Raw genomic sequence first — 14,514 nt, forward strand, 5'->3', positions numbered from 1 at the left:
GCCCCTTCAGACCGGCCCTGGTTGGTTCCGACGGCGCTCCGGGTAGCGGAGGAGGGACGCGATGGTTCTGTCGAGGTATTGGTCGAAGTTGTCGGCGTGCTGCCACCATAACCGCTTCGGACTCCATTCTGCGTCGTTGTGCTCTGGGCCAGCGCACAGATCGGCGCGCAGGCAACGAGAGCTGCAAAGAAGATACCGAGCGGCAGCTTGATCATTGGCAATGTCCATTGGTTGCGGTCGAGCCTGGCGACGCGATTGTGAATGGTCGCGAGAAGATGGCCAACCTTTGGAGCATCTTCGTGGCGGCCATTCGTCTAGGGAATGGATAACGGCACGCTTTCAGTCGCGAGCCACACCTAACCAGGAGATGGAGACGGTCTCCCCACGCTTTCATATTTGAAGCCGTGCGCGGCCACTTCGCTCGGGCGGTAGACGTTACGCAAGTCGACCATGACCGGGCAGGCCATCTGCTGCTTCAACCGCCCGAGATCGAGCGCGCGGAATTGTTCCCATTCCGTCACGATCACCAGTGCGTCGGCGCCTTCTGCGCACTCGTAGGGGCCAGAACAATAGGTAACGTCAGTGAGTTCGTTGCGAGCCTGCTCCATGCCAACAGGATCGTACGCCTTGATCGTGGCGCCGAGATCTTGCAGCGCGGTGACCAGCGGGATCGACGGTGACTCTCGCATGTCATCGGTGTTGGGTTTGAAGGTCAGGCCGAGCAGTGCGACGGTCTTCCCGCGCAACGAGCCACCGAACACCGCGGCGACTTTGCGCGCCATTGCCCGCTTTCGGATCTCGTTGACGGACAGCACCGCCTCGACGATTCGAATCGGCGTTTCATGATCCTGCGCGGTCTTGACCAATGCGCGGGTGTCCTTCGGAAAGCATGATCCGCCGAATCCAGGGCCAGCATGCAGGAACTTCGCGCCGATACGGTTGTCGAGGCCGATCCCGCGCGCGATCTCCTGGACGTCCGCACCCACTTTTTCGGCAAGATCCGCGATCTCGTTGATGAAGGTGATCTTGGTCGCGAGGAATGCGTTGGCGGCGTATTTGATCAACTCCGCGGTCCGACGGCCGGTGAACATGACCGGTGCCTGGTTGAGATACAGCGGACGATAGATCTCCGCGATGATCTTTCGCGCCCGCTCGTCGTCCGTTCCGACCACGATGCGATCGGGATGCTTGAAGTCGCGAATCGCGGCGCCTTCCCGCAGGAACTCCGGATTGGAGGCGACCGCCACGTCAGCCTGGGGATTGGTGTCGCGAATAAGCCTCTCGACCTCGTCGCCAGTTCCGACCGGCACGGTCGACTTCGTGATGACAACCGTGAAATCCTTCAGGTTCACCGCGATCTCGCGCGCTGCCGCATAGACGTAGCTGAGGTCGGCGTGGCCATCGCCGCGACGCGACGGCGTGCCGACCGCGATGAATACGGCGTCGGAGTTCGCGACCGCCTCGGGCAGTTCGGTCGAAAAGGCGAGTCGCCCGGCGCGAACATTGGCCTCGACCAGGCGGTCGAGATCCGGCTCGTAGATCGGGATCACCCCGCGATCAAGTGCCGCGATCTTGTCGACGTTCTTGTCGACACATGTGACCTGATGGCCGAAATCTGCGAAGCAGGTTCCCGAGACGAGGCCAACATAACCTGTCCCGACCATCGTAATGCGCATGCGTTTTCCTACCGCAAATAGACTTCGAAGGCTAAAGCCCTCATCGCGGCGATGTTAAGACAGATCGCCGGCGTGCATCAGCCCGTTCTTTGAGCACGGGTGCTAGTATTGAACCACGAGATCCGGATTGCGCGGGTCGACATACCGGACGTAGTTGCGATTGCCGCCGTAGAAATAGTGCGGCTCGTCTCTGGTTCGTGGATCGAAGGTGTAGCTGTAGGCCTGCTCAAGGGAGCGGTGCCGAACGCGAACGATTTCCGGACAACCGCAGCGCGGCCCGCAATAGGGGTTTGGCCCACGATCGATGTAATGGACCGGGCTTGCATAGTGATGGACACGGGGAGCGACCGCGTAGTCGGCGGCCTTGGCCGTCGTCAACAATCCAACCGAAGTTGAGGCGAGCAATACAAGGCCAAATAAGGATCGCGACATCGTGAATGTTCCCCTGATTGGACCAATCTTAGACGTTCGAGGTGGAACGGGCAACCGGCCTTGTCGCCGGGGGCGCCCTTCCTGATTCCGGGGCGTTCAGATTGAAGGCAGCGAAACGGCAGCTGTCCATGACCGGCGCTAGCCCCGAACCAGCGGCAGCAGGGACGGATCAATCGCTTGGACGGTGGCTTCGATGAAAGCCTTGCCGATATCCGAGGAGCGGCGATACGCGGACCTGACGGCCTCCCGAAGCGGCTTGTCGCCGCGTGTCATCATCAGCCTGACGTCGCCCTGGACCGCTTCCCTGAGATCAGGGATCGAGACGGCGTCGAACCTTGTCGCGGTATCAAGCCGCAGAGGCATCAGCCGTGCATCGTTCGGCGCCACGAAATAGGCCATTTTCAGCGCTTCGGCCACGGTCGGGTCGTGCGGATCACGTGACGCCTGGAGCAGGGCCAGCGCGACCCAGAGGGCACCGTCGTACGGCCTGATTGCCAGCGTTCGCTTGGCCTCCGCGAATGCACGATCGCCGCGGTTTGGTTGTCGGGATTGCAGCGTCACGAGAGCCGAAGCCAAGGCCTGATTGGCCTCGAGGTCGGACAGCAGCGGCGAGAGCCAATGCAGCCACTCGGGTCCGGTTTCGCTCGCTGGCGGCTGTTTCGCTGCCAGGTCGGAGGGAAACATCGGTCGAGCAGGCGAATCGATTGCGGCCGTCGTCGATGCGACGCCGTATGCGCCGACCGTCACGGCCAATGCAAACAGTGTGATCCGGAACCTGCGCGGGGAGGGGCCTGCCGGATGTGTATCCAATGCATCTTTCAGGGGCGGCCTCCTACAATGCGAGCATGCTATTGCCCTGGATGGTGAGCAGCGTCAGGTTTCCGGTCGCGTAGGCACCCGTATCGATATTGGCGCGATTGTCTCGGATCTCCGGTACACGCACCGGCGTATGTCCGTGAACGATATATTTCCCGAAGCGTTTGTTGCTCTCGAGAAACTCTTCGCGGATCCAAAGCAGATCCTGTTCCTGCTGCCGGGCCAACGCAACGCCCGGTTTCACGCCGGCATGAACGAAGAAGAAATCGCCGCACACGAAACGCAACCTCAGGCTGTTGAAGAAGCGCTTTTGATGCATTGGGATCGCTAGTCTGAGTTGTCTGACCAATTCCGACTGCTCTGCCGCATCGGGATTAAGTGATGGGCGCAGTCCGTAGGAGATCAGCGTCTCCATGCCGCCATATTGCTTCCAGTCGCGCAACTGCGCGGGATCCTTCAGGACCTCGAACAGGAACGCCTCGTGGTTGCCCTTCAGGAACACCGATTCATGCCTGCGGGCGCGCTCGGTCAGCAACTCGATGGTTCTGCAAGAATCCGGCCCGCGGTCGATGTAGTCACCCAGGAAGACATGGATCGGGCGCATCGAGCCTATGGTCGTCAAATCGCGGTCGATGACGGTAAACATCTGCTGAAGCAAATCGGCGCAGCCATGAATGTCGCTAATGGCATAGATGCGGACGCCATCCGGCAATCTCGGCTTGCGAACTGCAGTTCTTGGTCGCGTTAGTTTCAACATTTGCCAGACGTCAGCCGCCTCGACGCCCAGCTGAGAACGACGTTCCCCCAACCGGTTCGGTGATCATGGTTAATGAATGTCTAAGGCATCCGGGTGGCATTGAGTCGAATTGGGAGCCGTAAAGCCGCAGAATTTCAAGCCGTTTCCCCTAGCTTGCGCCGAAATCATAAGGGGAGCAACAGATGAACAGGATTATCACCGTCGCCGCAATAGCGATCGTGGCGGGATTCTCGGTCCTTCAGTCCGCCAGCGCCGGCCTCGTGGGGATGCCCATCAGCCTCCGATCGGCGCTGCGCATCAAGTTCGAGACCCCGACGCTCCCTCCGATGGCCTATACGATGTTCTGCCTCCACTACTCGAGCGAGTGCCGGCAGGCGCCGATCTTCCGGGGTGGCCCTGTCAGCCTGACCGAGGCACGCTGGGCTGACCTCACGGAGGTCAATCAGGCCGTCAATCGCAGCATTGCGCCGGAGCGCAACGAACTCGGGCTGGTCGGCGAGTCGTGGGTCATCAATCCGGACCGAGGGGACTGCAACGATTATGCCGTGAGCAAGCGCCATGAACTGCTCAAGCGCGGCTGGCCGGCGCGCGTGCTGTTGCTGAGCGAGGTCGTGGTCAACTCGGGCGAGCATCATCTCATACTTGTGGTGCGCACCAAGAGCGGCGATCTGGTGCTCGACAACATGACCCCCCAGATCAAGCCGTGGTCACGGGTGCCCTATCGATGGGTGCGCATCCAGATGCCGAACAAGCCGAAATATTGGTCCACGGTCGCGTCGCGAGTGTATCAGGCCCGCGGTTGACGTGGAAAAATTACGGTCGACCTCGGCCCGTCACTCCATCGTCGAATCCGCCAGGCCGCTGGTTCGGCCGAAGGTTTGCGAAAGTCCGAGGCTGATCAAGACCACGACGACGGTCTGGACCAGATAGCTGGATAGGCTCGGATCCAGGAACGCTTCGCAGAGCAAGGTCGGAAGAGCGGCCGCCGCCGTTGCCGAGAAAAACCAGTCACGTCCGCGTCGGATTGCGCCGCGCAGCATGAAGAAGAAAAGCTGGGCCGCGAATCCGAGCAGGACGATCAGGGCGGGCGTTCCCCATTCGATGACGATGGACGTGGCCGTGGAGGCCGCGGTCGGTTCGGGCGCAGCGCCGAAATCCTGATAGGCCCTCGACAGCAATTCGAACGTGCCGATGCCGCTTCCGAGTGAGGGGGAATCCGCCAGAGCGCGCTGCGTCAGAGTGATGGAATCGTGCGCGTTCGAGACAGCAAAGCCAAGCAATCCGGGGTGCGAAGGCGCGTGCAAGCGTACCAGTATGGCGCCGACCAGCATTGCGATGATCGCGCCAAACGCCCCCGCCGAGATCGAGGGCAGAATGCCGAGGTGGCGCGCCAGCGCGACCAATGGAAACATGGTGAGGCCCGCGGCGGCGACAGCAAGCAGGTCGTTGCGCCCGAGAATCACAATCGCGGCAACCGACAGTGCGAGACCGCCGAGACCGGAACAACCTTCCAACAACAGCGCTCGGCGTGCGGGTGCGTCGATCTCGTTGCGGTTCAGGTATCGCTCGATGGCGCGCACGATGATCGCGCCGTTGAGCAGTATCGCGACCACGGGCAAGGCGGCGAATGGCGCCGCTGCGGCATGCTCGGTCGGAATCAGGCCTGCGAACGCGTGGAATTGAGAGATCAAAACTGTGATCGAGATGAATGTCGTGACGGCGGTAAGAACAAAGTGAACGGTCTTCGCCTGATGTCTGTCCGTCGTCACAATGATCGCCGAAATCAGTACCGTCACCAGGGTGAGATACCAGGTGAGGCTTCGCAGCGTCGCGCCCGGATCAAGGCTGATATGGGCCCGTAGTGACGCGTCGTTCAGAGCGATGGCCGTCGCTGACCACACCGGATGCGCCAGTGTCTGGGGAACCGGAACGATCTGGCACGTCATCCACAGCAATGGAAACAGCAGAGCGGGTACAAACCGCTTCAGCAATTGCGCGGTCGACGAGAGTACCGGCGAATGGCCGATCGCGGCGATCGCCAGCATCGCTGCTCCCAGGAGTGCAATTGCAGGCTCGGCGAAATCGCCGCCGGCAATGGCTAGAGCCGGCGTGGTGGCGACGAGAAAATTGAGGAGATAGAAGGCAATCGACAAGTCGGGGCTTTGGGCGATGATCGGGACAGCGGTGCTGCGGGACGGTCTCCGCCCGCCAATCCACTATTGCACACTACGCGCGGCGGGCCAAACGATTGCCAATCGAGTCTGTCTGCCCATCACTCATGGCAGGATCGGTAATCGGCACCAGCCGATCGTGGTTCAATGCAACCGGTCTGCCGCTCGTTGCTTGAAGGGGACCACAACCGATGTGTGGCGCGGCGACCTCGCCATGACGATGGCGTGACGCACAAACAGGCCAAATGCGTAGCCCATCTGCGGCGCAGCGCACAGCAGAAGGCAATGTGCGAAGCCCACCGCAAGGCCAGTGTCTGACATGATCGCGCTCGTTGCCGTCGCAATCACCGCAACGAGGCTGATCGGAACGAGAATCCAGACCCGAAATCGCCAGGCCAGCACTGCGCCGATCAGGAATAACAAAATGGATGTCTGAAACATAGGTGCCCCTTCAGGTCACCTTTTCACCGAATCGTTCTAAGAAACGATGAAGTTCAGATTTGCAAGTCTAGCTATCTGGCAGTGCAGTTTGGCGACAAATAGCGGAGCGCGGCGCCGAGTCCGCCGATGGAGATGACTCCCCGGATGGGCTCCTTCTGGGCCTGGACATCGACCGCCAACTCGCCTGCGTGCTGCCACTCGCCCGCCGCAAGGCGCGAGGCGTCTTGCGGCAAGATCAACACAGCGCCGGTCCGCGCCACGGTCGCCTGGAATCGCACCGATGTCGTGCCGCCGGTGAGGCTGACCAAGGGCCGTGCGTCAGGGGGCAATGGCTGCAGCATGATCAGCGCAACATCAACGCCCGTAACTCCGCATTGGAGGACGAGGCCCGCCAGGCCGGGGTCGGATCTGGCTGTATCGGCGACATGCATGACCGAGATGGAGTCCGTCCCACCGTCGGGATGTCTTGCCCTCACAAAGCGCCATCCCTGTTCGAGGGAAATCGACTGACTTCCGGCCTCGACCTGCTTGAGCGCTTCTTCGTCGCATCTCCGTTTCTGTTCGGCACCAAGCCCGGGCGAGCACGTGCGCAAGCCGGTCTGCGGAGGATCGGCATGAGCGAATGCCACCAGGGACAACAGAATGGGCGTTGAAAGAAGTGCGGGGCGAGGAATCATTGGTTGTGCGTACGTCATTGCCGGAACTGCAAGGGTACGATGGCCCGTTGCGCTTTGGCGAGACGCTGAACTTAACTATTAGACTCTGAGTTTCTTGACAGACCGCCTGGTGGTTGGCACAAGCTTAATATTTGGTTTTAGTGCGGTGCGCAATTTTTCAGTTTGCGACGCGGCATTCAATGTTTGCTTTGATGGTATGCCTGATTTGATCGTGGTTATTTGGCGTTGGAGGCGATTTTGATCCCTCAAAGTTCCGTTCCCGACAAGTCGTCGACCCCTCCCGGATCCTTGGATGAGTCACCGATTCCCGGTCAGGAGGTCCAGGAAATATCTCAAGACGTCGACAAGGCCAGGGAACTGGCTAGCGAATTTCCCGCACCTGCGCCGTTAACCAAACGGCCCCGGCGATCAATCAAGATTCCCTATTCTGCGTTGCAATATCTGATCGCGCTGTTCGATGCAGCCGCCATCATGTTCGCCAGTGTTGTCGGAGGCGAACTCTATCAGCTGGGCGCAAATGGCGAACTGGATCACATCCAGCCGTTGCTGGGGGTGGGTACGATTGCGGCGTTGCTATACGTCTTGATCGGACAGTCCAGCGGTCTCTACAACCGTCGGGAACTGTTCTCCCGGCGAAGGCGCGATGCCGGGCACATCGTAGCGCTGTGGTGTCTGGTCAGCCTGCTGCTGGCGCTGCTCGCCTTCCTCATGAAGAGCGGTGCGGTTTTCTCGCGCGGTTCGGTGATTTTTTTCGAAGTGTTCGCGCTGGTGCTGCTGCTTGCCGGTCGGCGCCTGTCGAAGCGCCATGTTGCCGGCTGGGTGAAGGACGGCCAGGTCCGGGGACATCGCGCGATCCTGCTCGGCACACGTGAAGAACTGGCGTCGCTTGGCACCGAGGAACTGCTTGAAAGGTTCGGCCTGAGCGAGATGGACCGGATCGACTTCCCGAGTGGCCGAAGCGGCGGATTTGCCATGACGGAGGAGGAGGCGGCGTCGCTGGAGCGGGCGCTGAGGATTGCGCGCGACCGGGGCGTCGACGAGATCGTGCTCGCCTTTCCCTGGAGCGACACGCGGAAACTCGAACTGGTTCGCGACCGCTTGCGCATTTCGCCGCTGCCGGTTCAACTATTGCCCGATCGCCGAATTCGCTCGCTGGCGGGCAATCCGTCGTTCAGTCTGAAGACCTCCCTGTCGGTAGAAATTCAGCGCGGCCCCCTGACGCGGCTGGAACAGACGTCGAAGCGCTTTGTCGACATCGTCGGAGCTTCGCTCGGACTGGTTCTGCTTGCGCCACTGATGCTCGTGAGCGCGATCGCCATCAAATTCGACTCGGCTGGCCCCGTCTTCTTCCGGCAGCGGCGAAACGGCTTCAACAGCAAGCAGTTTTCGATCTTCAAGTTCCGCACCATGACCGTGATGGAGGACGGTGCAACGGTCGAGCAAGCGAAGCGCATCGACCCCCGCGTGACGGGTGTCGGGAGGTTGCTGCGGCGATCGAGTATCGACGAGGTGCCTCAGCTTTTGAACGTACTGAAGGGGGAAATGTCTCTCGTCGGCCCCCGTCCGCATGCCCTGGCCCATGACAATCACTTCGGGGATTTGCTGTCCGACTATGCTTTCCGTCATCACGTGAAGCCGGGGATCACCGGCTGGGCCCAAGTCAGGGGCTTCCGCGGCGAGACGGCCAAGGTCGAGCAGATGAAGGGACGAGTAGATTGTGATCTCTGGTACATCAACAACTGGAGTTTGATGCTCGACCTGAAGATCATAGTCCTGACCTGCCTGGAACTCTTCCGCAGCCCGAACGCCTATTAGGCGGCAATTTACGCTTATTTAGGCGATTTCGTATGTCGTAGGCTTGGCGACTGTAGCTGCATTGCCACACCGAAAAGCATATTCGGGCAACCGAGCCTAACTCCGTTGACACAACTACGGAATTCGCCAACGGTGCCGTCTGGATCGGGGGACAGTTGCGTGAGCCGAGGTGCATTTTTCTGGGGTGTGATGAGCTTGGTTCTGCTGAGTTCAGCAGGGTGCTCGATCATGCCAATGTCGGGCCCGGAAGATCATGTCATCAAGAGCGAGATAACCAGGAGCGGGCCTGAATACGGGCTCGTGAAGCTGACACCCACTGTCGTCGACATCCTGAAGGAATATGGCCCTGGCGCCATCGCTGGTTCATTCCCGGACAATCGACCACCGCCGTCGATCAAGTTCGGAATTGGCGACGTGGTTGCCGTTTCGATCTTCGAGGCCGCCGCGGGCGGTCTCTTCATTCCTGCCGAGGCCGGCGTGCGCCCGGGCAACTTTGTCGCCCTGCCGAACCAGAACGTCGACTCTGCCGGATTCATCACGGTTCCATACGCCGGAGCGATCAAGGCTGCGGGTCGGACGCCGAGCGAGATCCAGTCGGATATTGTCAAGGCTATCGGCAACCGCGCGATCGAGCCGCAGGTGGTCGTTTCGCTCATCACCCAGAATACGTCTCTGATCAGCGTCCTGGGCGAAGTCAATGCACCGACGCGCCTGACCGCCAACGCTGCGGGTGAACGCATCATGGATGTGATCTCGCGTGCCGGCGGCATCAAGGGACAGGGATGGGAGACCTGGGTAACGCTTGAACGCAATGGAAAGCGAGCAACGGTCCCGTTCGGAGCCTTGGTCTACTCTCCGGCGAACAATGTGTGGGTCCATCCAGGCGATACGATCTACGTCTATCGCGAGCCCCAGATATTCCTCGCTTTCGGAGCCTCGGGGTCGCAAGGGCAGTTCCCGTTCGACATGTGGAAGATCTCACTGACCCAGGCCATGGCCAAAGCGGGCGGCCTCCTGGATGCCCAGGCCGAGCCGAGCGGTGTGTATGTCTACCGTCGTGAGCCGCGCGAGCTTGCAGAGCGCCTGGGCGTCGATTGCTCCAAATACGTTGGGCCGACAGTGCCGATCGTCTACAATGCGGATTTCCGCGATCCGGCTGCCTATTTCCTCGCATCCAAGTTCGACATGCGGGACAAGGACGTGGTGTTCGCTGCCAACGCGGCGACGGTCGATACCGCGAAGTTCCTTCAGTTCGTTCGTGTCGTGATCGCGACCGCGAATGACACTGAAGTTGCGACGCAAAACGCCCAGCTCATCAGGATATATTCTCGCCAGTAGCGCGTCATTTGCTGGTTCGATCCATTCCCGATGAGAAGGTGGCCCAGGTAGAGCGCGACGGATTGGGCCCAGGGGCCCGGTCCGCGATGGTCACAAACCAGGACTTGCCGAATGGCGACGGAGAGGTGATGTCGATCTCGTCGCAGTGCCGCGGTGGCAGGGGCTCCAAGGGGGGCTCCAAGGGGGGCTCCAAGGCTCAGGGTATCCGCAGTTGATCGACTTGTGATCGACCCATGTGATCGACCCATGTGATCGACCCATGGCCGATGGAACCGCCATCGGTGCACATTGGTCGTTTCCGGGCGTAGCGGTGGCTCCTGGTTGGCGTGCCGCGGTCCCCGGCGGATCACAGCATCAGATGGTTTTCGGGGCCGTAGGCCGGCCATTCGAGCGCAGAGAGGCCTTCGGGGAGGGGACCTTGCGCCCTACACCCCGTTCAGCAATCCGGAGCCTAGTCGCGCGACCTTCAGCTAGTTCCTCCAGGGTCTGAACTCGGGAGGTTCGATCCCGGGAATGTCGACCGGCGCATCTGCCGCACGCAAAGAGCGATCGAACTGAAGACGGAATTCCAGTCTGACCGTGTCGAGGCCAGCCACGAGCGCCTCACGGTGCCGCCAACCGGCTCCCTTCAGGATTCGCGCCGCGTCCCGGATCAGCCCCGTTCGCACGATGGACACGAATTCCTTGCGCGCGCGTTCCTGGAGATCGGACGGCAGGACGTCGTAGATTGCGAGCACATAGGGGCTGCGGAGTGCAATCCAGCCTTCATACGGTGCGAGGCGGTATGACATGCGCAGCTTGTCCAGGTTCTCGCTGACCTGCCCGCCCTGGTTGATCGCGCTCCAGTACGCGATGAACCAAAGCAGGCCGTCTGTCGGGACGCAGCCGAGCGCCCGCTGCACCGACTGTCGAAGAGCGTTTAGTCGCACGGCCGCAGCATGGGCATCGAGTGAATCGACCTCCGTCTCGTAGAGGCGAAGCCGTATGATCGACGCGGCCCGGATCTCACGCGGATTGCACAGCGTGCGATTTTCTGCCGCCCACAGCGACGTCTCTGGAACAGGACTCCGTTGAAAAGCGGCGCCCGAGAGAACGGTATTGGCAATCCGGCTGAGCTGAACATCCTGATTTGGGATGGACAGCAGGAACGTGGCCCAGCCAGCGGCAAATACGGCAAGAAGGATGGTGAACAGCTTGCCGACGGCATTTCCGGCGAGAGCCATCGGCCAGCACGCTTAGTCGACGTAGCCGTAGCGGGTGTAATGCTGGTTGCGGTAATAGCCGGCGCTGTTGGAGTCATAGCGGCTCATGGCCGCAAGGTTCACCTTGTTCAGAACAGCTCCCAGCAAGTGGTCGCGAACGAGGGGGTTTTCCCTCAGCACGCGCTCGACGACATCGACCTTCGCCTTGGCCCATTCAATGACCAGGATGTAGGAGTCGGCCAGGCTGCCGGTCGCACGAACATCGATCACTGGCGCCAGCGGACTGAGGTCCAGGATGATACGATCGTACTGCTCGCGGAGTTGTGCGAAGAGCTTCTCCATTTGCGGCGATGCCAGGAAGTCGCTCGAGTTCGAAAGGCGCGAAGACACGACGCAGGGCAGGAAATGAAGGTTGGTCTGGGGATCCACCCAGAGCACGTCCTTCAGATCAACCTTGCCGAACACGACGTCGATCAATCCCGCTTCCGCTGAGCGCGCAAGGCGATAGGTCAGGCTGGGATTGCGCAGGTCACCGTCGATCAAGAGCGTGCGCAGTCCGCTTTGCGCCGTCGTTTGGCCCAAGGCCTCGCTGATGGTCGACTTGCCCTCGTTGGGAAGGGCGGAAGTGATGCCGACAACCTTCTGCGGGTTCCCGAAATTGCTCAGATCGGCTGCGAGTTTGATGGAGCGGAACGACTCCGCGAAACGCGAAAACGGCGAGTTTATCGTGAACCGTCCGACGCTGTTGTTGACGTCAAGCAAGCGCTGGCCACGCTCCTTCGGATCAACCTTGCCCGCTGCGGCGCTCCTGCCCTGGCGGTCGGCGCCCACCTCCGCCTGCGGACCTTGCCCCTTGCGCCTGGCCCACAATGGCAACCGTCTCCTGATGAATCCCAGCGAACTGTTGGTCACGCCGTCCGAATCGAGCCCGACGGCAGGAATTGATGCCAGACAGTTGACCTGAAGCAGCCTTTCGACCTGATGAACGGTTCGGAATGCGCGATCCAGCACTTCCAGAAGGAGCGCGACCAGGCCCGCCAGAATGCAACCCGCGACCACGCCGGCAAGGAGGACCAGAAGCGTCTTGGGAGACGTCTTGGGCGAGGACAACTCTGAGGCCTGCGTGATGACTCGCGCCTCGGTGATCGGGAAGGATTGCTGCTGCACCGAGACCATGTAGAGCTGAAGGAAGTTGTCGGACAGCGCACGCGCGCTCTGCGCGTTGCTCTCGAGGTCCCTCAGAACGATCTGGGCCTGGCTCGTGTCGTTCGATACCGCGATCGTGTCATTCAGGCTCTTCTGGCCCGCTTCCTCTCGCGCCTTGGCAATCTCGAGATCGCTCTTGTAGGCCTCGGCAGTGCGCCGGAGTTCGTCGATAATGGAACGCCGAATCTCCCGCATCTGATTATGCAGATTGACCACGGCAAGGTGGTTCTGGCCGTAGCGGTTGGCCCAGTCCGATGCGCGTGCCGCATAATCGAGATAGGTCTGACGCAGCTTGGTGATGACCGGATTCGCCATCGAGTCGTTCACGGTTGCAAGGTCGTTCAGGATGACCCGCGAGTCGCTCTCGTCGGCGTTGAGGATCGCAGTGATACGCTGCAGCTTGGCCTCCGCCTCTGCGCGCTTGTTGCGGGCCTCGGTCAGGCCGCTGTTCAGTTCAGCCAGTTGCTGTTCTGTAAGCAGACGGCCGCCAGCATCCACGATGTTGTTCTTGGCCTTGTAGTCGACTACGGCGCGCTCCGCGGCGGACGCCTGGGCTCGAAGCTCCTTCAATCGATCCTGAAGCCATACCGCGGCACGCCGCGATGCCTGATATTTCGATTCGAGCGAATCGGTGATGTAATTCTCCGCGACCGCGTTGGCGATCCGTGCCGCGAGATCTTTTGACGTGGACTGGTAGGCAATCTCGATGATGTAACTGAGGCCCACGCGCTTGATGGTGAGGCCGCCCTGGATCTTCCAGATGGCGTTTTGCATCAATTCGCGGTCGCTCGGCTTCTCCTGCGGAAAAAGGTCATCGAACAGTCCTGACAGCCCGCTCAGCAGCCCATCGTCGGCTCGCATGAATTCGGGTGAGTCGAGGAGATGCAGGTCCTTGATGACGGCTGACGCGATCGTCTCGGATTTCAGCACCTCGACCTGACTGTCCACCATGGCGGAATCGATGGGATTGTCGACGGGCGTCTGGCCCTGAGTCTGCAGGCCCTGCATCTTTCGGCTGTCGATCATCAGCACGGCAGTGCCGGTAAAGCGCTTCGGAGCTACCATCAGGTATGCGCCCACGAGGCCCAGGCAGAGCAGCAGTGTCAGGATCATGGCCGGATATTGCCGGCTGATCAGGCCGATTGCAGACGTGACGCTATGGTTAAGCGAAGTATGCTCGGCTCCCTGGATCGGTACCGCGGGAGGAGATGAGATTCGTGTCTGAAGCATTCGGCACGCCTACCTGAGTCAATCGAAGCCGCAGCAACGCAAAAGCAAAGCGGCTAACAAAACCAGAGTCTATCCGAGAGACAAATTCGGACAGCCAGATGACAATTCCGTCCGCAAACGACGACCCGCTAACAGGAACGAGAAACCGTGCACACAATGATGGTAATAGGGGTGTTCGTTGTCGTGGTGGCCGGTAGCGAACCGCCGCCGCTTGTGCTCGAAGTAAAAAAATTTGTCGGTTTATTCGAAACGCTGTTGGCGACAAACGTCTGCAATGGCGAACTGAAACTTGCCGCGCCACCAAGTGGCGTGGTCTGACCGCCCGAGCCGCCTCCGGAGCCGGTCGTAGCACCCGACAGCGCGACGCTGCGCGTTGGATCGTTGCCGGTCAGCGCAGCATACTGCGCATTGGCGTCCGTCGAGCCCGTTGCGCCGAGTTCGCCCTGGATCTCCAGCGAGAACGTCAAATCCGTCGTCTTGCAGACGTTTGCCGCCTTCCCGAGACCGGTGCCGATCGCCTTCTGGATTGCATCGGTCGAGGTTCCCTTGCTCGTGAGATCCTTCAGGATGCCCAGCACGGCCGGCAGCGCCGGCGGGTAGGAGGCGACGAAAGTCTGTACGTCTGCGGCGATCTCGTCGGCGCTGCGCGGCCCGTTGGGACCATCGAGCAGGGTCGACGGGTTGGTGGTGAAACTCGCTGCCTTCTGGGCCGCATCGGCATCGTTCACGCAAGCAGCAAACGCGCCTGCCGGG

The 14,514-nt window shown here is 60.8% G+C and carries 13 protein-coding genes; 3 read left to right on the forward strand and 10 right to left on the reverse strand.

Annotated features, from left to right (window positions below; translation table 11 throughout):
* Positions 1–356 precede the first annotated feature (356 nt).
* The 4 genes from JQ586_RS16155 to JQ586_RS16170 all read right to left on the reverse strand — a co-directional run bounded on the left by JQ586_RS16155 (position 357) and on the right by JQ586_RS16170 (position 3,681).
* On the reverse strand, positions 357–1,676 hold the full coding sequence (locus JQ586_RS16155) for a UDP-glucose/GDP-mannose dehydrogenase family protein (protein ID WP_212395579.1): 1,320 nt from the start codon (positions 1,674–1,676) through the stop codon (positions 357–359).
* A gap of 102 nt (positions 1,677–1,778) precedes the next feature.
* Entirely contained in the window at positions 1,779–2,054 is a 276-nt protein-coding gene (locus JQ586_RS16160; protein ID WP_212395580.1) for a hypothetical protein, read from the reverse strand.
* Positions 2,055–2,246: 192 nt separating this feature from the next.
* Positions 2,247–2,792: a hypothetical protein gene (locus JQ586_RS16165; RefSeq protein ID WP_212395581.1), complete on the reverse strand. Its 546-nt coding sequence runs from the start codon at positions 2,790–2,792 to the stop codon at positions 2,247–2,249.
* Between the two features lie 148 nt (positions 2,793–2,940).
* A complete protein-coding gene (locus tag JQ586_RS16170; RefSeq protein WP_212395582.1) occupies positions 2,941–3,681 on the reverse strand; it encodes a metallophosphoesterase family protein in 741 nt (246 codons plus the stop codon).
* 182 nt (positions 3,682–3,863) lie between these two features.
* On the opposite strand from JQ586_RS16170, the gene JQ586_RS16175 reads away from it, so the two are divergent.
* Positions 3,864–4,484 carry a transglutaminase-like cysteine peptidase gene (locus JQ586_RS16175; protein WP_212395583.1) on the forward strand — a complete coding sequence of 207 codons (621 nt, stop codon included), beginning with the start codon at positions 3,864–3,866 and terminating at the stop codon, positions 4,482–4,484.
* Positions 4,485–4,514: 30 nt separating this feature from the next.
* Here the strand turns inward: JQ586_RS16175 and JQ586_RS16180 are convergent, their stop codons facing one another.
* The 3 genes from JQ586_RS16180 to JQ586_RS16190 form a co-directional block, all read right to left on the reverse strand.
* Complete coding sequence (locus JQ586_RS16180; protein WP_212395584.1) at positions 4,515–5,834, reverse strand: hypothetical protein; 1,320 nt, start codon at positions 5,832–5,834, stop codon at positions 4,515–4,517.
* Between the two features lie 162 nt (positions 5,835–5,996).
* The gene (locus tag JQ586_RS16185; protein ID WP_212395585.1) at positions 5,997–6,293 is read right to left on the reverse strand and encodes a hypothetical protein; all 297 of its coding nucleotides are present in this window, start codon (positions 6,291–6,293) and stop codon (positions 5,997–5,999) included.
* A gap of 71 nt (positions 6,294–6,364) precedes the next feature.
* Positions 6,365–6,988, reverse strand: a complete 624-nt coding sequence (locus JQ586_RS16190; RefSeq protein WP_212395586.1) for a hypothetical protein — start codon at positions 6,986–6,988, stop codon at positions 6,365–6,367.
* A gap of 219 nt (positions 6,989–7,207) precedes the next feature.
* Here JQ586_RS16190 and JQ586_RS16195 point away from each other — a divergent pair, with 219 nt between their 5' ends.
* Together JQ586_RS16195 and JQ586_RS16200 are read left to right on the forward strand one after the other, a co-directional pair.
* A complete protein-coding gene (locus tag JQ586_RS16195) occupies positions 7,208–8,785 on the forward strand; it encodes an undecaprenyl-phosphate glucose phosphotransferase (protein ID WP_212395587.1) in 1,578 nt (525 codons plus the stop codon).
* Positions 8,786–9,019: 234 nt separating this feature from the next.
* Positions 9,020–10,123 carry a polysaccharide biosynthesis/export family protein gene (locus JQ586_RS16200; protein WP_249147649.1) on the forward strand — a complete coding sequence of 368 codons (1,104 nt, stop codon included), beginning with the start codon at positions 9,020–9,022 and terminating at the stop codon, positions 10,121–10,123.
* A gap of 470 nt (positions 10,124–10,593) precedes the next feature.
* On the opposite strand, the gene JQ586_RS16205 is transcribed toward JQ586_RS16200, so the two are convergent.
* The 3 genes from JQ586_RS16205 to JQ586_RS16215 all read right to left on the reverse strand — a co-directional run bounded on the left by JQ586_RS16205 (position 10,594) and on the right by JQ586_RS16215 (position 14,489).
* Positions 10,594–11,346, reverse strand: coding sequence for a hypothetical protein (locus JQ586_RS16205; RefSeq protein WP_212395588.1), 753 nt, complete (start codon positions 11,344–11,346; stop codon positions 10,594–10,596).
* A 12-nt stretch (positions 11,347–11,358) separates the two neighbouring features.
* Positions 11,359–13,761, reverse strand: coding sequence for a polysaccharide biosynthesis tyrosine autokinase (locus JQ586_RS16210; RefSeq protein ID WP_212395589.1), 2,403 nt, complete (start codon positions 13,759–13,761; stop codon positions 11,359–11,361).
* 128 nt (positions 13,762–13,889) lie between these two features.
* Positions 13,890–14,489 carry a hypothetical protein gene (locus tag JQ586_RS16215; RefSeq protein WP_212395590.1) on the reverse strand — a complete coding sequence of 200 codons (600 nt, stop codon included), beginning with the start codon at positions 14,487–14,489 and terminating at the stop codon, positions 13,890–13,892.
* Between the last annotated feature and the right edge of the window lie 25 nt (positions 14,490–14,514).

Origin of the sequence: Bradyrhizobium jicamae (genome assembly GCF_018130215.1) — a bacterium.
GTDB lineage: Bacteria > Pseudomonadota > Alphaproteobacteria > Rhizobiales > Xanthobacteraceae > Bradyrhizobium > Bradyrhizobium jicamae_A.

Excerpts from the sequence above, each read along its gene's own strand:
- JQ586_RS16155 (WP_212395579.1), bottom strand. The coding sequence starts at position 1,676 with ATGCGCATTACGATGGTCGGGACAGGTTATGTTGGCCTCGTCTCGGGA.
- JQ586_RS16165 (WP_212395581.1), bottom strand. The coding sequence starts at position 2,792 with ATGTTTCCCTCCGACCTGGCAGCGAAACAGCCGCCAGCGAGCGAAACC.
- JQ586_RS16170 (WP_212395582.1), bottom strand. The coding sequence starts at position 3,681 with ATGTTGAAACTAACGCGACCAAGAACTGCAGTTCGCAAGCCGAGATTG.
- JQ586_RS16175 (WP_212395583.1), top strand. The coding sequence starts at position 3,864 with ATGAACAGGATTATCACCGTCGCCGCAATAGCGATCGTGGCGGGATTC.
- JQ586_RS16185 (WP_212395585.1), bottom strand. The coding sequence starts at position 6,293 with ATGTTTCAGACATCCATTTTGTTATTCCTGATCGGCGCAGTGCTGGCC.
- JQ586_RS16190 (WP_212395586.1), bottom strand. The coding sequence starts at position 6,988 with ATGACGTACGCACAACCAATGATTCCTCGCCCCGCACTTCTTTCAACG.
- JQ586_RS16200 (WP_249147649.1), top strand. The coding sequence starts at position 9,020 with ATGTCGGGCCCGGAAGATCATGTCATCAAGAGCGAGATAACCAGGAGC.
- JQ586_RS16205 (WP_212395588.1), bottom strand. The coding sequence starts at position 11,346 with ATGGCTCTCGCCGGAAATGCCGTCGGCAAGCTGTTCACCATCCTTCTT.
- JQ586_RS16210 (WP_212395589.1), bottom strand. The coding sequence starts at position 13,761 with ATGCTTCAGACACGAATCTCATCTCCTCCCGCGGTACCGATCCAGGGA.